Genomic DNA, 22,968 nt, shown 5'->3' with positions numbered 1-22,968 from the left:
CAGGCATTAACGCTGACTCAGGAGCACTTATTTGCCTTTAATTTCATACAGTGGTGTCTGACCGGCAACAACCTGACCCTGCGCCTTGACCACCAGGCCGCTGAAGTCGTCGATATTGCTGCAGACCACCGGGCTGATCATGGAGCGGGCATTGGCGTTCAGGTAGTCGAGATCCATTTCCAGAACCGGCTGACCGGCAACCACTTCTGCCCCCTCTTCAACCAGGCGTTTGAAGCCCTGGCCACCCAGCGCAACGGTATCGATACCCATATGGACAACGATCTCCGCGCCTTTCTCTGTTTCCAGGCAGAACGCGTGGTTGGTGTTAAAGATCTTGACGATAGTACCGGCTGCCGGAGAGACCACGGTTTTATCCGTTGGTTTCACCGCTACGCCATCGCCCACTGCTTTGCTGGCAAAGGCTTCATCAGGCACCTGCTCCAGAGCAATCACTTCCCCGGTCACTGGCGAAACCAGCGCAGCGATGGTGGTGGCATTGGCAACAGCCTGTGGCTTGACCGCAGCAGGCGCAGCGGCTGGCGCAGATGTCGCTTCAGCAGCGGCAACCGGACCGGTGGTTTTCATTGCGTTGGCGATTTTCTCGGCCACAAAGCCGACGATAATCTGAACGCTGGTTTTGTTCAGGCGGATCACGCCAGACGCACCCAGGCGTTTCGCCATTGCTTCGTTAACCAGAGAAGAGTCTTTCACGTTCAGACGCAGACGGGTGATGCAGGCATCAATACCGGTCAGGTTGTCTGAACCGCCGACTGCCGCGATGTACTGACGCGCCAGGCCGGAAACGTCTTCCGTCGCGGTGCCGCTCACGTTCACGTCCTGACCATCCGCTTCGCTACCGGCGACAGCCAGCTCGCGACCCGGAGTCATCAGGTTGAATTTGGTGATGGTGAAGCGGAATACCACGTAGTAGATCACGAAGAAGGCCAGACCCTGCAGGATCAGCATGTACCAGTGAACCGCCAGTGGGTTACGGGACGACAGTACCATATCCACCAGGCCCGCACTGAAGCCAAAGCCGGCAATCCACTGCATGCTTGCGGCGATGAACACGGAGATACCGGTCAGCACGGCGTGGATGACGTACAGTACCGGGGCAACGAACATGAAGGAGAATTCCAGCGGTTCGGTGATACCGGTGAAGAAGGCCGCGAATGCGCCCGCCATCATGATACCCAGCACTTTTGCTTTGTTCTCTGGACGCGCGCAGTGGTAGATAGCCAGCGCCGCACCCGGCAGACCGAACATCATAATCGGGAAGAAGCCCGCCTGATAACGACCGGTGATACCCACAACCGCTTTACCTGCTTCGATGGACTGTGCGCCGCCGAGGAAGTTAGGGATATCGTTAATGCCCGCAACGTCAAACCAGAACACGGAGTTCAGGGCGTGGTGCAGACCGACCGGGATCAGCAGACGGTTGAAGAACGCATACACGCCCGCACCGACGGAACCCAGCTTCTGGATGTGCTCACCGAAGTTCACCAGACCGTCGAAGATCACCGGCCAGATGTACATCAGGATGAAAGCGACAACAATCATCACAAAGGAGGTCAGAATCGGCACCAGACGACGACCGCTGAAGAAGGAGAGTGCTTTTGGCAACTCAACGCTACTGAAGCGGTTGTACAGTTCAGCGGAGATGATACCCACCAGGATACCCACGAACTGGTTGCTGATCTTACCGAAGGCTGCCGGAACCTGGTCCGCAGGGATCTTCTGGATCATGGAAACCGCAGCCGGGGAGCAGAGCGTGGTCAACACAAGGAAGCCCACGAAACCGGTCAGTGCCGCAGCACCGTCTTTATCTTTGGACATACCATAAGCCACACCAATGGCAAACAGTACGGACATGTTATCGATAATGGCAGAACCGGACTTAATGAAGAACGCCGCTAACGCGTTGTCCCCACCCCAACCCACAGGGTCAATCCAGTACCCGACACCCATCAGTATTGCTGCCGCTGGCAGCGTGGCGACCGGCACCATTAAGGCGCGGCCAACCTTTTGTAAGTAACCTAAAATGCTCAATTTGTTCCCCCTATGAGACCCCGTTAACGGTGTGTTCTCAGCTGTGTTTTTATTGTGTCACTAACTTGTAAATACAGTTGATGATTCACTGGCTGACTGAGTGTGTGGAAAATTAATTCGTATCGCAAATTAAACGCGTACTTTTTGTGAGTTTTGTCACCAAATATTGTTTATCACCCTCCCCTGCACTGGCAAACTGCCAAAACTTATTTTATGATACGAAAAATCAAGACGAATTGCCCCCTCTCGGTGTGAACCAGGTTAGTCTTAATCATACCCGGACAAGCAATCCGCCATCTTTTATGAAATCTTTAGAGGTGAATAATGAGACTGATCCCCCTGGCAACTGCAGAACAAGTCGGTAAATGGGCTGCCCGCCATATTGTAAACCGTATCAATGCGTTTAAACCGACTGCCGATCGTCCTTTTGTGCTCGGCCTGCCAACCGGTGGCACACCTCTTACTGCCTATAAAGCATTGGTTGAGATGCATAAAGCGGGCCAGGTAAGTTTCGAACATGTTGTCACTTTCAACATGGATGAGTACGTTGGCCTGCCAAAAGATCATCCGGAAAGCTACCATAGCTTCATGCACCGTAATTTCTTTGATCACATTGATATTCAGCCGGGAAATATTAACCTGCTGGATGGTAATGCGCCGGATATCGATGCTGAATGCCGTCATTATGAAGAAAAAATTCGCGCTTACGGCAAAATTCACCTGTTCATGGGTGGCGTGGGCAACGACGGTCATATCGCATTTAACGAACCGGCCTCGTCTCTGGCGTCCCGTACCCGTATCAAAACCCTGACCCATGACACCCGTGTGGCAAACTCGCGTTTCTTTGATGGCGACGTGAACCAGGTGCCAAAATACGCCCTGACCGTTGGTGTGGGTACCCTGCTGGACGCGGAAGAAGTGATGATTCTGGTGCTGGGCGGCGTGAAAGCGCAGGCGCTACAGGCGGCCGTTGAAGGCAACGTCAACCACATGTGGACCATCAGCTGCCTGCAGCTGCATCCGAAAGCGGTAGTGGTGTGCGATGAGCCGTCCACGATGGAACTGAAAGTGAAGACGTTGAAATATTTCAACGAATTAGAAGCAGAAAACATTAAAGGTCTGTAATGTAACGCCGCCTCTGTTTGCAGAGGCGGGATGCTATTTTTATACCGGGGGTCGTTATGTACGCTTTAACCCACGGTCGGATTTATACCGGCCATGAAATTCTGGATGACCATGCGATTGTGATCGCAAATGGCCTGATTGAACGTGTCTGCCCGCTGGCCGAACTGCCGACGGAAATAGAACAACGCTCGCTCAATGGGGCAATCCTCTCCCCCGGTTTTATCGACGTACAGCTTAACGGCTGTGGCGGCGTGCAGTTCAATGATACAGCGGATGCCGTCACGGTTGAGACGCTGGAGATTATGCAGCGCGCCAACGAAAGATCGGGCTGCACCAGCTATCTGCCAACGCTGATCACCACCAGCGACGATCTGATGAAACAGGGCATTCGCGTGATGCGTGAATACCTGGCGAAATACCCGCACCAGGCGCTGGGCCTGCACCTTGAAGGTCCGTGGCTGAATATCGTCAAGAAAGGCACCCATAACCCGAGCTTCGTGCGTAAACCTGACGGCGAGCTGGTCGATTTCCTCTGTGCCAACGCGGATGTGATCACCAAAGTGACCCTGGCGCCAGAAATGGTCGATCCAGAGGTCATCGGCAAGCTGGCGGGCGCAGGAATTGTGGTTTCAGCCGGGCACTCCAACGCCACGCTGAAAGAGGCCAAAGTTGGCTTCCGGGCCGGTATCACCTTTGCTACCCATCTTTATAACGCCATGCCGTACATCACCGGGCGTGAGCCGGGTCTGACCGGGGCGATCTTCGATGAGCCGGACGTCTATTGCGGCATCATTGCCGACGGGTTACACGTAGATTATGCCAACGTGCGTAACGCCAAACGCCTGAAAGGCGACAAGCTGTGTCTGGTCACAGATGCCACGGCACCGGCGGGGGCAAATATTGAACAGTTCATTTTTGCTGGTAAAACAATATACTACCGGAATGGACTGTGTGTGGATGAGAACGGAACCTTAAGCGGTTCGGCCCTGACCATGATCGAAGGCGTGCGCAATCTGGTGGAACATTGCAGCATTGCTCTGGATGAAGTGTTGCGTATGGCAACCCTCTACCCGGCACGTGCGATTGGCGTGGACAAGCAGCTGGGCAGTATTGCACCTGGCATGGTGGCTAACCTCACCGCATTCACACACGATTATAAAATCATCAAGACCATCGTTAATGGTAACGAGGTCGTCACAGAGTAAGTAAACGTATGACACCTGGCGGACAAGCTCAAATTGGTAACGTTGATCTGGTAAAGCAGCTGAACAGTGCGGCGGTATATCGACTGATTGACCAGCATGGACCCATCTCGCGGATCCAGATTGCAGAACAGAGCCAGCTTGCCCCCGCCAGCGTGACGAAAATTACCCGCCAGCTCATTGAGCGCGGGTTAATTAAAGAAGTGGATCAGCAGGCCTCCACCGGGGGCCGTCGCGCGATCTCCATTGTGACCGAAACCCGCCATTTTCACGCCATCGGCGTGCGCCTTGGACGTCATGATGCCACCCTGACGCTGTACGACCTGAGCAGCAAAGCGGTTGCAGAAGAGCACTACTCCCTGCCGGAACGCACGCAAGAGACCCTTGAGCACGCCCTGCTCAACGCCATCGAGCTGTTTATCGAGTCCTGCCAACGCAAAATCCGCGAGCTGATCGCCATTTCGGTGATCCTGCCCGGGCTTGTCGACCCCGAAAGCGGCGTGATCCGCTATATGCCGCATATTCAGGTTGAAAACTGGGGGCTGATCGACGCCCTGGAAAAACGCTTCGCCGTCACCTGCTTTGTGGGCCACGATATCCGTAGCCTGGCGCTGGCGGAGCACTACTTTGGTGCGAGCCAGGATTGTGAAGACTCTATTCTGGTGCGTGTTCACCGGGGGACGGGGGCCGGGATCATCTCCAACGGGCGCATTTTTATTGGCCGTAACGGTAACGTCGGCGAGATTGGCCACATTCAGGTTGATCCGCTGGGTGAGCGCTGCCACTGCGGCAACTTTGGCTGTCTGGAAACGGTGGCTGCCAACGCCGCCATTGAGCAGCGCGTGCGTCATCTGCTGGAGCAGGGTTACCAGAGCCGCATTACGCTGGACGACTGTAAAATCAACGCTATCTGCAAGGCCGCCAACAAGGGCGACGCCCTGGCCAGCGAAGTCATCGAACAGGTCGGCCGTCACCTTGGCAAAACTATTGCCATTGCCATCAACCTGTTTAACCCGCAAAAAGTGGTGATCGCGGGCGAAATTACCGAAGCCGAAAAAGTGCTGCTGCCCGCCATTGAGGGGTGCATCAATACCCAGGCGCTGAAGGCGTTTCGCCAGAATCTGCCCGTGGTCCGCTCCGCGCTGAATGACCGTTCAGCGATCGGCGCCTTTGCGCTGGTAAAACGCGCCATGCTTAACGGTATCCTGTTGCAGCGTTTGCTGGAAAGCTGACAGCGTTTTATAGTGACGCCTTCTTTTTTTGATGTCGGGAAGTCCATGACCATTAAGAATGTTATTTGTGATATCGACGGCGTGCTGATGCACGACAACGTTGCCGTGCCGGGCGCAGCAGAATTTCTTAACCGCATCATGGAAAAAGGCATGCCGCTGGTTCTGCTCACCAACTTCCCGTCGCAGACCGGACAGGATCTGGCGAACCGCTTCGCTACTGCCGGTGTCGACGTGCCCGACAGCGTGTTTTATACCTCGGCGATGGCCACCGCAGATTTTCTGAAGCGTCAGGAAGGTAAAAAAGCCTATGTAGTGGGCGAAGGCGCGCTGATCCATGAGCTATACAAAGCAGGCTTCACCATCACCGATGTGAATCCCGATTTCGTGATCGTCGGCGAGACACGCTCCTATAACTGGGAGATGATGCATAAGGCAGCCTTCTTCGTCGCCAACGGTGCCCGATTTATCGCCACCAACCCTGATACCCACGGCCGCGGCTTCTACCCGGCCTGTGGCGCGCTCTGTGCCGGTATTGAGAAGATCTCCGGCCGTACGCCCTTTTATGTCGGTAAGCCAAGCCCGTGGATCATTCGCGCGGCGCTCAACAAAATGCAGGCCCACTCGGAAGATACGGTGATTGTAGGTGACAACCTGCGCACCGATATTCTGGCCGGCTTCCAGGCCGGGCTGGAGACCATTCTGGTGCTGTCAGGGGTATCGACCCTCGATGATATTGATTCGATGCCGTTCCGGCCGAGCTGGATTTACCCCTCGGTCGCGGAAATCGACGTTCTGTAACCTGAAACCACGTCCCCGGACGTGGTTTTTTCATTTTGACGTAGTAAAAACAGAGTCACATCTAAACAAAACCGTCATTCATTGAATAATCTTCAATAAACCAGCTCAAGTCATACGCTTTTTTCAACATTCAGCAATGACCATTGCACTTTTTCTCCTTTACCCGGCAAAACGCTTGCCGCTCCTCCCCTTTTGCGGCATTTTCATAAGCAAGCAACATCACACTGCAACAGGGTTAATGGAGAAGGTTATGTGTTCAATTTTCGGCGTACTGGATATTAAAACTGACGCAGGCGAACTGCGTAAAAAAGCACTGGAATTGTCCCGTCTGATGCGCCATCGCGGCCCGGACTGGTCCGGTGTCTACGCCAGCGATAAAGCGATTCTGGCCCATGAACGTCTGTCGATTGTCGACGTTAACGCCGGTGCCCAGCCGCTCTATAACGAGAAAAAAACCCATGCCCTGGCGGTCAACGGTGAGATCTACAACCACCAGGCGCTGCGTGCGGAGTACGGCGATCGTTATGCCTTCCAGACCGGTTCTGACTGTGAAGTGATCCTCGCCCTGTATCAGGAGAAAGGCCCGGAGTTCCTCGATGAGCTGCAGGGGATGTTCGCCTTCGCCCTGTACGACAGCGAAAAAGATGCGTATCTGATTGGCCGCGACCACATCGGGATTATCCCGCTGTATATGGGCCACGACGAATTCGGCAACTTCTATGTGGCATCAGAGATGAAAGCCCTGGTGCCGGTGTGCCGCACCATTAAAGAGTTCCCGGCAGGGAGCTTCCTGTGGAGTAAAGATGGCGAGATCCGCTCTTACTATCAACGCGACTGGTTCGATTACGATGCCGTTAAAGACAACGTTACCGACAAAGTCGAGCTGACCCAGGCGCTGGAAGAGGCGGTAAAAAGCCACCTGATGTCAGACGTGCCTTATGGCGTGCTGCTCTCCGGCGGTCTGGACTCGTCCGTGATCTCGGCGATCACCAAAAAATACGCCGCCCGCCGCGTGGAGGATCAGGAGCGCTCCGAAGCCTGGTGGCCGCAGCTGCACTCCTTCGCCGTTGGTCTGGAAGGATCTCCGGATCTGAAAGCCGCACAGGAAGTGGCTAACCATCTCGGCACCGTCCACCATGAAATTCACTTTACGGTGCAGGAAGGGCTGGATGCGATCCGTGACGTTATCTATCACATTGAAACCTATGACGTGACCACCATCCGCGCCTCCACGCCGATGTACCTGATGTCGCGTAAAATCAAAGCCATGGGTATCAAAATGGTGCTGTCCGGCGAAGGGTCTGACGAAGTGTTCGGCGGTTACCTGTACTTCCATAAAGCGCCGAACGCTAAAGAGCTGCACGAAGAGACGGTACGTAAGCTGCAGGCGCTGCACATGTTTGACTGCGCCCGCGCCAACAAAGCGATGTCTGCCTGGGGTGTGGAAGCACGCGTGCCCTTCCTGGATAAGAAATTCCTCGACGTGGCCATGCGTATCAACCCGCAGGATAAGATGTGCGGCAACGGCAAAATGGAAAAACATATCCTGCGCGAATGTTTTGAATCTTACCTGCCGGCAAGCGTGGCCTGGCGTCAGAAAGAGCAGTTCTCTGACGGCGTAGGTTACAGCTGGATCGATACCCTGAAAGAGGTGGCCGCGAAGCAGATTTCCGATCAACAACTGGAAACCGCCAGCTTCCGCTTCCCGTACAACACGCCGGGTTCAAAAGAAGCCTATCTGTACCGTGAGATCTTCGAAGAGCTGTTCCCGCTGCCAAGCGCAGCAGAGTGTGTCCCGGGCGGCCCTTCCGTCGCCTGCTCCTCTGCGAAAGCCATTGAGTGGGATGAAGCCTTCAAAACCATGAACGATCCGTCAGGCCGTGCCGTAGGCGTGCACCAGTCTGCGTATAAATAAGCAATAAAATTTGCCATGAGGCCCTTCGGGGCCTCTTTTTTTGCCTCGCGTTTTGCTGGACAAAATCGATTAATAACCAATAATTGCCGAATATTCGGCCACGCTGTTCGCAACCTAACCAAACAGTCACATTCCAGACATTTTCGATGAAAAAGGTGTTGACGCTGCAAGGGTCTATACGCATAATGCGCCCCGCAACGCCGATAAGGTAACGCGAAAAAAAGATGGCTACGTAGCTCAGTTGGTTAGAGCACATCACTCATAATGATGGGGTCACAGGTTCGAATCCCGTCGTAGCCACCATCTTTTTTGCGGGAGTGGCGAAATTGGTAGACGCACCAGATTTAGGTTCTGGCGCCGCAAGGTGTGCGAGTTCAAGTCTCGCCTCCCGCACCATTCCCATAAAAGCGTTGCACGGATGGGGTATCGCCAAGCGGTAAGGCACCGGTTTTTGATACCGGCATTCCCTGGTTCGAATCCAGGTACCCCAGCCATATTTCTTCGATTTTGCGGTTCTCCGCGGTTATTGGGGTATCGCCAAGCGGTAAGGCACCGGTTTTTGATACCGGCATTCCCTGGTTCGAATCCAGGTACCCCAGCCATCGAAGAAAGCAGTACTGGCTACGTAGCTCAGTTGGTTAGAGCACATCACTCATAATGATGGGGTCACAGGTTCGAATCCCGTCGTAGCCACCATATTAGTGATTTATCGATTCTGTCGGTAAACTAAAAAAATTGTTGGGGTATCGCCAAGCGGTAAGGCTCTGGTTTCTGATACCAGCATTCCGAGGTTCGAATCCTCGTACCCCAGCCAATTTAAAAAGTCGTTAGATGTTTATTGTTTAACGCCATTGGGGTGTCGCCAAGCGGTAAGGCACTGGTTTCTGATACCAGCATTCCGGGGTTCGAATCCCTGCACCCCAGCCACACTAAAAAAGCTCGCTTCGGCGAGCTTTTTGCTTTTCTGCGTTTCTAAAAGTCATGCCGGGTGGCGGCTTCGCCTTACCCGGCCTACAAGAGTTTTAAAGCCCTAAGGCGTATTTCAGCGCCTGACGTTTCAGTCCGCCCGCGCGCTGCGCCGCCATCAACCCCACATTACGCAGGACGCGCAGCGGTCCCAGATCGTTGCTGAACCCGGCGTAAAACAGATCCATTCCGGACTGCATAATGAAGTTGTCCGCCATCCGTCGGGTCTGATACCGCTTAAGCACCTGATGGCTGGCCCAGGCTTCGCCGTGGTTGCGGGCATTGGTGAGTACATCTATCAGCGCGTCGACGTCACGATAGCCGAGGTTAACGCCCTGCCCCGCCAGCGGATGAATGGTGTGCGCAGCATCGCCGACCAGCGCCAGCCCTTCCTGCGCGTACTGCAGGGCGTGACGACGCGTCAGCGGGAAGGCCCCCGCGGCGACGGGCGTTACCTTACCCAGCCGTGCCGGGAAATGGTGAGCAATTTCGCGCTGCAACTGTTCCATCGACAGCCCCTGTAGCTGGCGAACACGTGCAGGGGTGTCGTACCACACCAGGGAGGCCCAGCGATCGAACAGCGGTAAAAAGGCGTGCGGACCGTTCGGGGTAAAGTGCTGCCAGGTGCTGTCGCCCGGCTCGTTCTCACAGGCGACGGTAATCAGCATGCAGGATTGTTGGTATTGCCAGGCGTGAATGCCGATCCCCGCCAGCTCCCGCACCCGGGAATTCGCCCCGTCGGCGCCCACCAGCAGTTTTACCGCCAGCTGCTCACCGCTATCCAGCTCAATCAGATGTTGATCGTTGTGGCGATGCAGATGCTTCACCGACGCGGGGACGCGCAGCGTGACCCTGGGATGCGTCTCCAGCGCCTGCCAGAGCGCCTGCTGCAGAACGGTATTTTCAACCATATACCCCAGCAGGGGGAGTTTGAGCTCCGCGGCGTCAAAAACCACATGGGCATTTTCCCACTCCCAGGTCTCCAGGCGGCGATACGGGTGCGCGCGCATCGCCAGGATCGCGTCCCACACGTCCAGCCCGCGAAGCAGATCGACCGACGCGGCGCTGATAGCGGAGATGCGAACATCAGGCTGCTGAGAAGCGTCAAAGGCAGGCGGCGGCGCCTGTTCGATAACCGTTACGTCGAAACCCTGTTGCGCCAGCCCCAGCGCCAGCGCCCCGCCGACCATACCGCCGCCGACAACGGCGATCCCGGTTTGTTGGATAGTCATGGTCATTTGTCCTTATTTGAGAATCCCTTAAGTTTACCGGATTTTTTCGCCCTGAGTCCGGGAACCTTCATACTGGTCACAACCGCACCAAAGCATTACAATACGCGCCCTGCAATCCTGAGCACGAGCAAGTCGATGACAAAAAAACTCCATATAAAAACCTGGGGCTGTCAGATGAACGAGTACGATTCATCAAAGATGGCCGATCTGCTGGATGCCACCCATGGGTATCAACTCACCGACGTGGCGGAAGAGGCAGACGTGTTGCTGCTGAACACCTGCTCGATCCGTGAGAAGGCGCAGGAGAAAGTCTTTCATCAGTTAGGTCGCTGGAAGCTGATCAAACAAAAAAGACCAGACGTGATCATCGGCGTCGGCGGCTGTGTCGCCTCGCAGGAAGGCAAGCTGATCCGCCAGCGCGCCCACTACGTCGATATTATTTTTGGCCCGCAGACCCTGCACCGTCTGCCGGAGATGATCAACTCCGTGCGCGGAACCGGCCAGCGCAAAGCGATCATCGACGTCAGCTTCCCGGAAATCGAAAAATTTGACCGTCTGCCGGAACCGCGCGCCGATGGCCCAACCGCCTTCGTCTCCATTATGGAAGGCTGCAACAAATACTGTACCTACTGCGTGGTGCCTTACACCCGCGGGGAGGAAGTCAGCCGCCCTTGCGACGACATTCTTTTTGAAATTGCTCAGCTCGCGGCGCAGGGCGTACGTGAAGTGAACCTGCTCGGCCAGAACGTGAACGCCTGGCGCGGCGAGAACTACGACGGCAGCACCGGCTCCTTTGCTGAACTGCTGCGTCTGGTGGCGGCCATTGACGGCATCGACCGCATTCGCTTCACCACCAGCCACCCGATTGAATTCACCGATGACATCATTGATGTCTACCGGGATACGCCGGAGCTGGTGAGCTTCCTGCACCTGCCGATCCAGTGTGGTTCTGACCGCGTGCTGAACCTGATGGGCCGCACCCACACCGCGCTGGAATATAAGGCGATTATCCGCAAGCTGCGTGAAGCGCGCCCGGACATTCAGATCAGCTCTGACTTTATCGTCGGCTTCCCGGGTGAAACGGACGAAGATTTTGAACGCACCATGAAGGTTATTGGTGATGTGAACTTCGACGTGAGCTACAGCTTCATCTTCTCGGCCCGTCCGGGTACGCCTGCTGCCGATATGGTGGACGATGTGCCGGATGAGGTGAAAAAGCAGCGTCTATATATTCTGCAGGATCGCATCAACCAGCAGGCTAACGCCTGGAGCCGTCGGATGCTTGGCACCGTGCAGCGCGTGCTGGTGGAAGGCACTTCACGTAAGAGCATCATGCAGCTCTCTGGCCGAACGGAGAACAACCGCGTGGTGAACTTCGAAGGTACGCCGGACCTGGTGGGCAAGTTCGTTGATATTGAAATTCTTGAGGTGTTGACCAACTCCCTGCGTGGAAAACTGGTGCGCACCGAAGATGAAATGGGCCTGCGCGTCGTCGAATCTCCGGAGTCGGTGATTGCCCGTACCCGTAAAGAAAGCGATCTGGGTGTCGGCGTATATCAGCCATAATCCCTCTGGCCTGTCATTTCTGGCAGGCCTTGTTTTCCCCTCTTCTCTCCCCCATATCCTTCGCAATGCTTGCGCCTTTATTCTGTGGCGTGAATACTTTCTTAAGACAGACCCACTGCCTTATGGCATCCAGGACATTAAGAGGAACGGTTTGAATATAGATACACGTGAAATTACCCTTGAGCCAGCAGACAACGCTCGCCTGCTGAGCCTGTGCGGGCCGTTTGATGACAACATCAAACAACTGGAGCGACGTCTGGGTATCGAGATTAATCGTCGCGATAACCAGTTCAAACTCACCGGACGCGCAATTTGCGTCAATGCCGCTGCGGATATCCTCCGCAGCCTGTACGTTGATACCGCCCCGATGCGCGGTGAAATTCAGGATATTGAGCCGGAACAGATTCATCTGGCGATCAAAGAAACGCGGGTGCTGGAGCAGAGCGCGGAGAGCGTGCCGGACTTCGGCAAAGCTATCCATATCCAGACCAAGCGTGGCGTCATTAAGCCGCGCACGCCAAACCAGGCGCAGTACATCGCCAATATTCTCGATCATGACATCACCTTTGGCGTCGGCCCGGCGGGTACCGGTAAAACCTACCTTGCGGTGGCGGCCGCCGTGGATGCCCTGGAGCGCCAGGAGATCCGCCGTATTCTGCTCACCCGTCCGGCCGTTGAAGCGGGCGAGAAGCTGGGCTTCCTGCCTGGCGATCTGAGCCAGAAGGTCGATCCTTACCTGCGCCCGCTGTACGATGCGCTGTTTGAGATGCTCGGCTTCGAGAAGGTCGAAAAACTGATTGAACGTAACGTCATCGAAGTGGCTCCGCTGGCCTATATGCGCGGTCGTACCCTGAACGATGCGTTCATCATTCTGGATGAGAGCCAGAACACCACCATCGAACAGATGAAGATGTTCCTGACCCGTATTGGTTTTAACTCCAAAGCGGTGATCACCGGGGATATCACCCAGGTCGACCTGCCGCGCAGCACCAAATCAGGTCTGCGTCACGCCATTGAAGTATTGTCCGAAGTGGACGAAATCAGCTTTAACTTCTTCCACAGCGAAGACGTGGTGCGCCACCCGGTGGTTGCCCGCATCGTCACGGCATATGAAGCGTGGGAAGCAGCAGATCAAAAACGTAAAGCAGAACAGGCAGCGGAACGCAAACGCGAAGCCCAGGAGCAAGAGCAGAAATGAGTCAGGTGATCCTCGATTTACAGCTGGCCTGTGAAGATAACGCCGGCCTGCCGGAAGAGAGCCAGTTCCAGGCGTGGCTGAATGCCGTCATCCCTCAGTTTCAGGAAGAGTCAGAAGTCACGATTCGCCTGGTGGATGAAGCAGAAAGTCATGACCTGAACCTGACCTATCGTGGGAAAGATAAGCCGACCAACGTGCTCTCTTTCCCGTTTGAAGCGCCGCCGGGCATCGAACTGCCGCTGCTGGGTGATTTGATCATCTGCCGGCAGGTGGTTGAGCAGGAAGCGAAAGAGCAGCAGAAACCGCTTGAGGCCCACTGGGCGCACATGGTGGTGCACGGAAGCCTGCATCTGCTGGGCTACGATCATATTGAAGATGATGAAGCTGAAGAGATGGAGTCCCTCGAGACAGAGATAATGCTTGCTCTGGGCTATGAGGATCCGTACATTGCCGAGAAAGAGTAGTCTGTTCGGCGCTTTTACGCCGGACTGACATAATGTGCCGTCGCGTCAGACCCAGGTCCGCGACGGCAGTTTTAAATCAACATGAGAACCCTTAACAAACGCCATGAGCGACGACAATTCACACAGTAGCGACACTCCAACCAGCAAAAAGGGATTTTTCTCCCTCCTCCTGAGCCAGCTGTTCCACGGTGAACCTAAAAACCGTGACGAACTTCTGGAGCTGATCCGTGACTCCGGGCAGAACGACCTTATCGACGAAGATACGCGCGAAATGCTCGAAGGGGTAATGGACATCGCAGACCAACGCGTTCGCGATATCATGATCCCCCGCTCGCAGATGATTACCCTGAAACGTAACCAGACCCTGGAAGAGTGCCTCGACGTCATCATCGAGTCTGCCCACTCGCGTTTCCCGGTCATCAGCGAAGACAAAGATCACATCGAAGGAATTCTGATGGCCAAAGATCTGCTGCCGTTTATGCGCAGCGAGTCAGAAGCCTTCAGCATGGAAAAAGTGTTACGTCCGGCGGTGGTTGTTCCGGAAAGCAAGCGGGTAGACCGCATGCTGAAAGAGTTTCGTTCTCAACGTTACCACATGGCGATTGTTATCGATGAATTTGGCGGCGTTTCGGGCCTGGTCACCATCGAAGATATTCTTGAACTGATCGTGGGTGAAATCGAAGACGAGTATGACGAAGAAGAGGATATCGACTTCCGTCAGCTGAGCCGCCACACCTGGACCGTGCGTGCGCTGGCGCCAATCGAAGACTTCAATGACACCTTTGGCACCCACTTCAGCGATGAAGAAGTGGATACCATCGGCGGGCTGGTGATGCAGGCCTTTGGGCATCTTCCGGCACGCGGTGAAACCGTGGAAATAGACGGTTACCAGTTCAAGGTCGCGATGGCCGACAGTCGACGTATTATTCAGGTTCATGTAAGAATGCCGGACGACGCTCCGCAACCCACACTGGATGATTGATTTAAATGGCATTTGCCCCACTGCTTGAACGCCAGCGCGTACGTCTGCTGCTGGCGCTGATCCTCGGAGCCAGCGGTACGCTGGCTTTTTCCCCTTATGACTTCTGGCCTGCGGCCCTCCTCTCCCTGATGGGACTTCAGGGGCTGACCCTGAACCGACGTCCTGTACAGGCGGCGGCGATTGGCTATTTCTGGGGACTGGGCCTGTTTGGCTCCGGTATTAACTGGGTTTACGTCAGTATCGCGCAATTTGGCGGCATGCCGGGACCGGTGAATATCTTCCTCGTGGTGCTGCTGGCGGCGTACCTCTCGCTCTATACCGGTCTGTTTGCCGGTATTCTGTCGCGCCTGTGGCCGAAAACCAGCTGGCTGCGGGTGGCGATTGCCGCCCCGGTAGTCTGGCAGTGCAGCGAATTCCTGCGCGGCTGGGTGCTGACCGGCTTCCCCTGGCTGCAGTTTGGCTACAGCCAGATCGACGGGCCGCTGAAAGGGCTGGCGCCGGTAATGGGCGTCGAGGCGATCAACTTCCTGCTGATGGTGGTGAGCGGCCTGCTGGTACTAGCGCTGGTACAGCGCAACTGGCGTCCGCTGGCGGCGGCGCTGATCCTCTTTGCCCTGCCTTTCCCACTGCGTTATATCCAGTGGTTTACCCTTGAGCCGGAACGCGCCACCCAGGTGTCGATGGTGCAGGGCAATATTCCCCAGTCGCTGAAATGGGATGAAGGTCAGCTGATCAACACCCTGAAAATTTATCTGGATGCCACCCAGAAAGAGATGGGTAAATCCCAGTTGATTATCTGGCCGGAGTCGGCGATCCCGGATCTGGAGATCAACCAGCAGCGTTTTCTCGCCATGATGGACGATCTGCTGCGCGCCCGTGACACCACCCTGATCACCGGTATTGTGGATGCGCGTCTGAACAAGCAAAACCGTTACGACACCTACAACACCATCATCACGCTAGGAAAAGACAACCCGTACAGCTACGAGTCGACCAACCGCTACAACAAAAATCACCTGGTCCCCTTTGGTGAGTTTGTGCCGCTGGAGTCGATTCTGCGTCCGCTGGCGCCGTTCTTCGATTTGCCGATGTCCTCGTTTAGCCGGGGCTCCTACGTTCAGCCTCAGCTGAGCGCCCACGGCTTCCTGCTGACCGCTGCCATTTGCTACGAGATCATCCTCGGTGAACAGGTGCGGGATAATTTCCGTCCCAATACCGACTATCTCCTGACCATCTCTAACGATGCCTGGTTCGGTAAGTCGATCGGCCCGTGGCAGCACTTCCAGATGGCGCGCATGCGTTCCCTGGAGCTGGCGCGTCCGCTGCTGCGCAGTACCAACAATGGCATTACGGCGGTGATTGGCCCGCAGGGTGAAATTCAGGCCATGCTGCCGCAGTTTACCCGCGACGTGCTGACTGCGAAGGTCACGCCAACGACCGGGCTGACGCCTTACGCTCGTACCGGCAACTGGCCGCTGTGGATCCTGACCGCGCTGTTCGGCTTTGGCGCCGTGCTGATGAGCCTTCGTCAGCGTCGTAAGTAACATTTCCCCTCTGTTGCCGGGTGGCGGCTTCGCCTTACCCGGCCTACGTTTGTAGGCCCGGCAAGCAAAGCGCCGCCGGGCAATTCCCCACTCTCCCCAACTCTGGCACGCCTATTGCTTTGTTTATTCACGCAAACGCGATTTGGCTTAACGTGCAACCCGGTCGCACCAGCATTGTTCACCGGTAGCACCGAAACGGTGCAACGGCAGATTTATGCCTCTGAATGGTGCGGCGCGCTTCGCAAAAATAAACAATAACGCAGCAAAATCTTTACATTAAGCCAAACTAAATGTTAACAAACACGTATAACACTGCACTCGTATCGCGCGAGTTATAACAACATCACACCGAATATCAATGCGCACCTGACGTTGATAAAAAAGGAGTTGGATATGCAATTACGTAAACTGGCCACAGCAATGCTGGTAATGGGATTGTCCGCGGGCGTCGTGCACGCCGAAGATGCTGCCCCGGCAGCGGGCGGTACGCTGGAAAAAATCGCCAAAAACGGCGTGATTGTGGTCGGCCATCGTGAATCCTCTGTTCCGTTCTCATACTACGACAACACGCAAAAAGTCGTGGGTTACTCTCAGGCTTACTCCAACGCGATCGTTGACGCGGTGAAGAAAAAGCTTAATAAACCGGACCTGGAAGTGAAGCTGATCCCAATCACTTCACAAAACCGTATCCCGCTGCTGCAAAACGGCACCTTCGATTTTGAGTGCGGCTCCACCACCAACAACCTTGAGCGTCAGAAACAGGCGGCCTTCTCCGATACCATCTTCGTGGTCGGTACCCGTCTGCTGACCAAAAAAGGCGGCGAGATTAAAGACTTCGCAGACCTGAAAGGCAAAGCGGTAGTCGTGACCTCCGGTACCACCTCTGAAGTGCTGCTGCACAAGCTGAACGAAGAGAAGAAAATGGACATGCGCATCATCAGCGCCAAAGACCACGGCGACTCTTTCCGTACCCTGGAAAGCGGCCGCGCCGTTGCGTTTATGATGGATGATGCCCTGCTGGCCGGTGAGCGTGCGAAAGCGAAGAAACCGGACAACTGGGAAATCGTCGGCACCGCGCAATCCAAAGAAGCCTATGGCTGCATGATGCGTAAAGACGACGCGGAATTTAAGAAACTGGTCGATGACACCATCGCTCAGGTTCAGACCTCCGGCGACGCGGAAAAATGGTTCGATAAGTGGTTCAAGAACCCAATCCCACCAAAAAATCTGAACATGAACTTTGAGCTGTCTGATGACATGAAGGCTCTGTTTAAAGAACCGAATGACAAAGCACTTAACTAATTAGAACCATTAAGGGGCGGGACCTCCTGCCCTCTCGATTGTCGGGAAGCGCGGACAGACTAAACGTTGAGTGGTCGTTCCCCACTCAGCGCGAACATTAAAGCTTCTCACCAATCTTCGAGGGTAGCGCTGCTACCCTTTTTTTTCTGGAGTTTATTATGTCAATCGACTGGAACTGGGGCATTTTCCTGCAGCAAGCCCCGTTCGGCAACACCACCTATCTTGGCTGGCTGTGGAGCGGTTTTCAGGTCACTGTCGCACTGTCGATCACCGCCTGGATCATCGCCTTCCTCGTCGGCTCGCTGTTCGGTATTTTACGTACCGTGCCTAACCGTTTTCTCTCCTCGCTGGGAACCTGCTACGTCGAACTGTTCCGTAACGTTCCGTTAATCGTGCAGTTCTTTACCTGGTATCTGGTTATCCCGGAACTGCTGCCGGAAGATATTGGCATGTGGTTCAAATCTGAACTGGATCCTAACGTTCAGTTCTTTGTCTCTTCCATGCTATGCCTGGGTCTGTTCACTGCCGCCCGCGTGTGCGAGCAGGTGCGCGCCGCGATCCAGTCCCTGCCCCGCGGACAGAAAAATGCTGCCCTGGCGATGGGTCTGACCTTACCCCAGGCCTACCGCTATGTGCTGCTGCCGAATGCCTATCGCGTGATTGTGCCGCCGATGACCTCGGAGATGATGAACCTGGTGAAAAACTCGGCCATCGCCTCCACCATCGGTCTGGTTGATATGGCCGCGCAGGCGGGCAAACTGCTGGATTACTCCGCCCACGCGTGGGAATCCTTCACCGCCATTACTCTGGCCTACGTGCTGATCAATGCAGTGATTATGCTGGTCATGAACCTGGTCGAACGTAAAGTTCGCCTGCCGGGCAATCTGGGGGGCAAATAATGTACGAGTTTGACTGGAGTTCCATTGTTCCTTCCCTGCCCTACCTGATTGATGGTCTGATCATCACCCTGAAGATCACCCTGACGGCGGTCATTATCGGGATAGTCTGGGGCACCCTGCTGGCGGTGATGCGCCTGTCGAGTTTTAAGCCTGTCGCCTGGTTTGCTACTGCCTACGTCAACGTGTTTCGCTCCATCCCGCTGGTAATGGTGCTGCTGTGGTTCTACCTGATCGTACCGGGCCTGCTGCAGGATGTGCTTGGTCTGTCGCCGAAGTCCGATATCCGCCTGATCTCGGCGATGGTGGCCTTCTCGATGTTTGAGGCGGCGTACTATTCAGAGATTATCCGCGCCGGGATCCAGAGTATCTCCCGCGGGCAGTCCAGCGCTGCACTGGCGTTAGGCATGACCCACTGGCAGTCGATGAAGCTTATCATTCTGCCGCAGGCGTTCCGCGCCATGGTTCCGCTGCTGCTGACCCAGGGTATCGTGCTGTTCCAGGATACCTCTCTGGTTTATGTGTTGAGCCTGGCAGACTTCTTCCGCACCGCCTCCACCATCGGCGAGCGCGATGGGACTCAGGTTGAGATGATCCTGTTCGCAGGTGCGGTCTATTTTGCAATTAGTTTAAGCGCGTCGCTGTTGGTCAGCTGGCTGAAGAAAAGGACAGTGTAATGATTTCCCTGAAAAATGTTTCTAAATGGTATGGGCACTTTCAGGTGCTGACCGACTGCTCTACGGAAGTGAAAAAAGGTGAGGTAGTGGTAGTTTGCGGGCCGTCCGGCTCGGGAAAATCCACGCTTATCAAAACCGTGAACGGCCTCGAGCCAGTGCAGCAGGGCGAGATTATCGTCAACGGCACCAAAGTAAATGACAAGAAAACCAACCTGGCGAAGCTGCGTTCTAACGTCGGGATGGTGTTCCAGCATTTCGAACTCTTTCCGCATCTGTCGATCATTGAGAACCTGACCCTGGCGCAGGTGAAGGTCCTCAAACGCGATAAGGCGGCCGCACGCGAGAAGGGGCTGAAACTGCTGGAGCGCGTGGGCCTCTCCGCCCATGCCGATAAATTCCCGGCGCAGCTCTCCGGTGGTCAGCAGCAGCGTGTGGCGATTGCCCGTGCGCTCTGTATGGACCCGGTGGCGATGCTTTTTGATGAGCCAACCTCCGCACTTGACCCGGAGATGATCAATGAAGTGCTGGATGTTATGGTTCAACTGGCGCAGGAAGGTATGACCATGATGGTGGTCACTCACGAAATGGGCTTTGCGCGTAAAGTCGCAAACCGCGTGATCTTTATGGATGAGGGTAAAATCGTGGAGGACTCTGCAAAAGAAGAGTTCTTTAATAACCCGCAATCCGAACGCGCCAAAGACTTCCTCGCCAAAATCCTGCATTAATCTCCCCGGTGCGCAATCGCTCAGATTGCGCACCTGTTCACGTTTTACACCCCTTCTTCTCGTCGATTAGCAATGACAGCGTTAACCTTGTCACACATATGCTGTGAACGGAGAACGCTATGGCACTACCGATTATTCTTGATTGCGACCCAGGTCATGATGACGCGATCGCACTCGTCCTGGCCCTTGCCTCACCCGAACTGGAACTCAGAGCGGTAACCTCTTCTGCCGGAAACCAGACCCCGGACAAAACCCTGCGCAACGTGCTGCGGATGCTGACCCTGCTGAAACGCAGCGATATTCCGGTGGCTGGCGGGGCAATTAAGCCCCTGATGCGCGACCTGATTATTGCCGATAACGTCCACGGGGAAAGCGGCCTTGACGGCCCCGCCCTGCCCGAGCCGGGCTTTGCCCCGCTGGATTGCACTGCCGTAGAGCTGATGGCAAAAGTACTGCGCGAAAGCCCCGAAGCGGTAACGCTGGTGGCTACCGGCCCACAAACTAACGTCGCCCTGCTGCTGAATAGCCACCCGGAGCTGCATGCTAAAATCGCCCGGATTGTGATCATGGGCGGTGCCATGGGGCTGGGTAACTGGACACCCGCGGCTGAATTCAACATCTTTGTCGATCCTGAAGCGGCTGAAATCGTCTTCCAGTCCGGCATTCCGGTGGTGATGGCCGGTCTGGACGTGACCCATCGGGCGCAAATTATGGCGGAAGATATCGAGCGTTTTCGGCGGATCGGCAACCCGGTGGCGGCCACCGTCGCGGAGCTGCTTGATTTCTTTATGGAGTACCACAAAACCGAGAAGTGGGGCTTCCAGGGCGCGCCGCTGCACGATCCCTGCACCATCGCCTGGCTGCTGAAACCAGCGATCTTCACCACGGTGGATCGCTGGGTCGGCATTGAGACGCAGGGAAAATATACCCAGGGAATGACGGTGGTCGATTATTATTTCCTGACCGGCAATACGCCGAATACGACGGTCATGACGGATATCGATCGTGAAGCCTTTGTTGATTTACTGGCTGAGCGATTGAAATTTTACAGCTAGCCCCCACGCCCCTGAATGCAGGGGCGTGTTCCAACTGAAGAAAAACGCATCGGTCAAAGTCAGATATCCACGAATTGAGATACAAATTCATCTTTAAATGAGAATATGAGCCTGGCTTAAGAAACTGCTTTTCGTTAACCTTTCACCCTATCCCCCCTGGTTCTTCTCCGTCAAGTTTGCCCGGGCTATTTACTTATTCTTAAGATAGTTTTTATTGTTCAAATTAACGCTGTCGCGTTAATGTGGCGGCGCTGCATCTGTTTACATTTTGAGAAGGATATTCATATGTTCAGAAGCAGAGATGATAACCTGCCCAATGAAACAAAATGGATATTGCTTCATGTCAATCAGTAACAGCGGCTTGATTGCCGGTTGTATTATTTTTATTACGCTTTGTCATAATGCTAATGCCAGCACGGCGTATCCTGTTAGCAACCAGGCTGAACAGGATCGGGCTCGTGAAGCCTCGCTTACTCCCCAGCAACAACAATATCAGCCCTCTCAGATTAATTCCGCAGAGGAGAAAATAATTTTTCCCGAAGAGAATAACTGTAAATTCATCAACGAAATTAACGTTGAGTCAGAGAATAATGAACTGACTCAGCGGCTGCTGAAAAAAATAATCTTTCAGGCGAAATCAAAATGTCTTGGGATTGAAGGGATCCGTTTACTGGCCCGCACGATGCAAAATGAATTAATTGCCAAAGGGTATATTACCTCGCTCATTGATGTTCCCTCTCAGTCCCTGGATAATGGCATATTACGGCTGACCCTGACCTATGGAAAAATTGGTCACATCGCCTATTCCGCCGATGAACCGGTGACAAGAACCACATTGTGGAATTCGCTGCCCTTTTCCCGCGACGATATTCTGCGCCTGCCCGACCTCGAACAGGGAATGGCAAACCTGCAACGTCTCCCGGGATCCTCTGCCCATATGCAACTGGTACCCGGGCAAAACTTCAGCGAAACAGACATCCGTCTGACCCGAAAAATGGGAAAGCCCTGGCAGGTTAGCGCATGGCTGAATGATGCGGGCAGCCGGTCCAGTGGGCGTTATCTGGGCGGCGGTGCGCTCTACCTGTATGACATGGCGTCGCTCAATGACATTCTGTACGTTGCGGGCGGCGGCGACGTTGAGTTCAACCAGCACAATGAAGGTAATAAAAATAGCAGTATTTATTACTCCATCCCCTTTGGCTACTGGAATCTGAGCCTGTACGCTGCGCAGAGCGAGTATCTTCAGCAGTTTCGGGGACGGTGGTCTACAACGGATTATGAGAGTAAAAATCGCTACTACAGCGCGACCGTGACGCGCCTGCTTTCACACACCCGCACGCAGAAAACCAGCCTCGATGCGAAAATTTTCAAAAATCGTTCACGTTACTATTTTGGCGGCAGCGAACTTCGCGTTATGCGCAAGCAAAACCCGGCCTGGGATGTCACGCTTCGCCACCAGCGCTACTTTGCCAATAAAGTCGTTGAGGCCTCGGTGGGCATGCAAAACAGATTGCCCTGGCTAAGCTCCTCAGCCACTCCAGAAGAAAAAGCGGGCTTGTATGATAAGCAAGCGCGTGTGCTGCATGCCGAACTCCAGGCTTATATGAAATTTGCGGCGACGGGTGATTCATTTACCTATGCTCCACAAATCAGTGCGCAGTTCAGTCCGGACCTGTTATCTACGGATAATAAAATGAATATTGGCAACCGCTGGACCATACGTGGCTTCGATGGCGAAAGGACATTGTCCGGTAACCAGGGCTGGTACTGGCGTAACGATTTCATCTGGGATATTCCGTCGACCAGTCAACAATTTTATACCGGTCTGGACATTGGCAGGCTGACGGGAAGTGAACAATATAATCAGGGAAAAGTATTATCGGGGGCCGTTGCAGGATTGCGTGGAGAAAAGTTCTCAACGCAATATGATATTTTTATCGGTACACCAGTAATAAAACCCGATGCGTTTCATTCGCAGGCATTCAATATGGGCTTTTCATTGCAGTGGAGGTATTAACACTAATCAAATCATTCAACTTC

At 54.6% G+C, this 22,968-nt stretch carries 18 protein-coding genes and 7 tRNA genes; 23 read left to right on the top strand and 2 right to left on the bottom strand.

The features are described from left to right. Window positions 1-27 precede the first annotated feature (27 nt). A complete protein-coding gene (nagE, locus tag GNG27_RS06690; protein WP_156263209.1) occupies window positions 28-2,049 on the bottom strand; it encodes an N-acetylglucosamine-specific PTS transporter subunit IIBC in 2,022 nt (673 codons plus the stop codon). A 324-nt stretch (window positions 2,050-2,373) separates the two neighbouring features. Here nagE and nagB point away from each other — a divergent pair, with 324 nt between their 5' ends. From nagB to GNG27_RS06630, 12 genes are all read left to right on the top strand, one after another. Beyond that, on the top strand, window positions 2,374-3,174 hold the full coding sequence (nagB, locus tag GNG27_RS06685) for a glucosamine-6-phosphate deaminase (RefSeq protein ID WP_142488692.1): 801 nt from the start codon (window positions 2,374-2,376) through the stop codon (window positions 3,172-3,174). 56 nt (window positions 3,175-3,230) lie between these two features. Continuing rightward, window positions 3,231-4,379, top strand: coding sequence for an N-acetylglucosamine-6-phosphate deacetylase (nagA, locus tag GNG27_RS06680; RefSeq protein WP_156263208.1), 1,149 nt, complete (start codon window positions 3,231-3,233; stop codon window positions 4,377-4,379). 8 nt (window positions 4,380-4,387) lie between these two features. After that, on the top strand, window positions 4,388-5,608 hold the full coding sequence (locus GNG27_RS06675) for an N-acetylglucosamine repressor (protein WP_142488690.1): 1,221 nt from the start codon (window positions 4,388-4,390) through the stop codon (window positions 5,606-5,608). Window positions 5,609-5,653: 45 nt separating this feature from the next. After that, window positions 5,654-6,406, top strand: a complete 753-nt coding sequence (nagD, locus tag GNG27_RS06670) for a ribonucleotide monophosphatase NagD (RefSeq protein ID WP_142488689.1) — start codon at window positions 5,654-5,656, stop codon at window positions 6,404-6,406. A 250-nt stretch (window positions 6,407-6,656) separates the two neighbouring features. Continuing rightward, window positions 6,657-8,321 carry an asparagine synthase B gene (gene asnB, locus GNG27_RS06665; protein WP_032617046.1) on the top strand — a complete coding sequence of 555 codons (1,665 nt, stop codon included), beginning with the start codon at window positions 6,657-6,659 and terminating at the stop codon, window positions 8,319-8,321. A gap of 226 nt (window positions 8,322-8,547) precedes the next feature. After that, window positions 8,548-8,624 (top strand) — tRNA-Met (locus GNG27_RS06660). A gap of 8 nt (window positions 8,625-8,632) precedes the next feature. Beyond that, window positions 8,633-8,717 (top strand) — tRNA-Leu (locus GNG27_RS06655). A 23-nt stretch (window positions 8,718-8,740) separates the two neighbouring features. Next, a tRNA-Gln gene (locus GNG27_RS06650) sits at window positions 8,741-8,815 on the top strand. Window positions 8,816-8,848: 33 nt separating this feature from the next. Continuing rightward, window positions 8,849-8,923, top strand: a tRNA-Gln gene (locus GNG27_RS06645). A gap of 17 nt (window positions 8,924-8,940) precedes the next feature. Then, window positions 8,941-9,017: transfer RNA gene (locus tag GNG27_RS06640), tRNA-Met, on the top strand. Window positions 9,018-9,060: 43 nt separating this feature from the next. Then, window positions 9,061-9,135: transfer RNA gene (locus GNG27_RS06635), tRNA-Gln, on the top strand. 38 nt (window positions 9,136-9,173) lie between these two features. Continuing rightward, a tRNA-Gln gene (locus tag GNG27_RS06630) sits at window positions 9,174-9,248 on the top strand. A 95-nt stretch (window positions 9,249-9,343) separates the two neighbouring features. Here GNG27_RS06630 and ubiF read toward each other — a convergent pair. Continuing rightward, on the bottom strand, window positions 9,344-10,519 hold the full coding sequence (ubiF, locus tag GNG27_RS06625; RefSeq protein ID WP_156263207.1) for a 3-demethoxyubiquinol 3-hydroxylase: 1,176 nt from the start codon (window positions 10,517-10,519) through the stop codon (window positions 9,344-9,346). A gap of 135 nt (window positions 10,520-10,654) precedes the next feature. Here ubiF and miaB point away from each other — a divergent pair, with 135 nt between their 5' ends. The 11 genes from miaB (at window position 10,655) to GNG27_RS06570 (ending at window position 22,945) form a co-directional block, all read left to right on the top strand. Next, window positions 10,655-12,085, top strand: a complete 1,431-nt coding sequence (gene miaB, locus GNG27_RS06620) for a tRNA (N6-isopentenyl adenosine(37)-C2)-methylthiotransferase MiaB (RefSeq protein WP_156263206.1) — start codon at window positions 10,655-10,657, stop codon at window positions 12,083-12,085. A 151-nt stretch (window positions 12,086-12,236) separates the two neighbouring features. Beyond that, window positions 12,237-13,283 carry a PhoH family protein gene (locus GNG27_RS06615; RefSeq protein WP_142488685.1) on the top strand — a complete coding sequence of 349 codons (1,047 nt, stop codon included), beginning with the start codon at window positions 12,237-12,239 and terminating at the stop codon, window positions 13,281-13,283. Next, on the top strand, window positions 13,280-13,747 hold the full coding sequence (gene ybeY, locus GNG27_RS06610; RefSeq protein ID WP_142488684.1) for an rRNA maturation RNase YbeY: 468 nt from the start codon (window positions 13,280-13,282) through the stop codon (window positions 13,745-13,747). The genes GNG27_RS06615 and ybeY overlap by 4 nt, the downstream gene beginning before the upstream one ends. A 103-nt stretch (window positions 13,748-13,850) precedes the next feature. Beyond that, window positions 13,851-14,729 carry a CNNM family magnesium/cobalt transport protein CorC gene (corC, locus tag GNG27_RS06605; protein ID WP_142488683.1) on the top strand — a complete coding sequence of 293 codons (879 nt, stop codon included), beginning with the start codon at window positions 13,851-13,853 and terminating at the stop codon, window positions 14,727-14,729. Window positions 14,730-14,734: 5 nt separating this feature from the next. Further along, window positions 14,735-16,273 carry an apolipoprotein N-acyltransferase gene (gene lnt / locus GNG27_RS06600; RefSeq protein WP_142488682.1) on the top strand — a complete coding sequence of 513 codons (1,539 nt, stop codon included), beginning with the start codon at window positions 14,735-14,737 and terminating at the stop codon, window positions 16,271-16,273. A 393-nt stretch (window positions 16,274-16,666) separates the two neighbouring features. Continuing rightward, the gene (locus GNG27_RS06595; protein WP_185902340.1) at window positions 16,667-17,575 is read left to right on the top strand and encodes an amino acid ABC transporter substrate-binding protein; all 909 of its coding nucleotides are present in this window, start codon (window positions 16,667-16,669) and stop codon (window positions 17,573-17,575) included. Between the two features lie 158 nt (window positions 17,576-17,733). Next, window positions 17,734-18,474 carry a glutamate/aspartate ABC transporter permease GltJ gene (gltJ, locus tag GNG27_RS06590; RefSeq protein ID WP_142488680.1) on the top strand — a complete coding sequence of 247 codons (741 nt, stop codon included), beginning with the start codon at window positions 17,734-17,736 and terminating at the stop codon, window positions 18,472-18,474. After that, entirely contained in the window at window positions 18,474-19,148 is a 675-nt protein-coding gene (gene gltK, locus GNG27_RS06585; RefSeq protein ID WP_142488679.1) for a glutamate/aspartate ABC transporter permease GltK, read from the top strand. The genes gltJ and gltK overlap by 1 nt, the downstream gene beginning before the upstream one ends. After that, window positions 19,148-19,873 (top strand): amino acid ABC transporter ATP-binding protein, encoded by a 726-nt coding sequence (locus GNG27_RS06580; RefSeq protein ID WP_103823591.1) that lies wholly within the window; start codon window positions 19,148-19,150, stop codon window positions 19,871-19,873. Before gltK ends, GNG27_RS06580 begins: the two co-directional genes overlap by 1 nt. Window positions 19,874-19,992: 119 nt before the next feature. Then, window positions 19,993-20,928 carry a pyrimidine-specific ribonucleoside hydrolase RihA gene (gene rihA / locus GNG27_RS06575; RefSeq protein WP_156263205.1) on the top strand — a complete coding sequence of 312 codons (936 nt, stop codon included), beginning with the start codon at window positions 19,993-19,995 and terminating at the stop codon, window positions 20,926-20,928. Between the two features lie 340 nt (window positions 20,929-21,268). Next, window positions 21,269-22,945, top strand: a complete 1,677-nt coding sequence (locus tag GNG27_RS06570; protein WP_156263204.1) for a ShlB/FhaC/HecB family hemolysin secretion/activation protein — start codon at window positions 21,269-21,271, stop codon at window positions 22,943-22,945. Window positions 22,946-22,968 lie beyond the last annotated feature (23 nt).

The organism is Leclercia sp. 119287 (assembly GCF_009734485.1).
GTDB lineage: Bacteria > Pseudomonadota > Gammaproteobacteria > Enterobacterales > Enterobacteriaceae > Enterobacter > Enterobacter adecarboxylatus_C.
The sequence above is the reverse complement of the archived record's forward strand: the minus strand, read 5'-3'. Positions and strand labels throughout refer to the sequence as shown.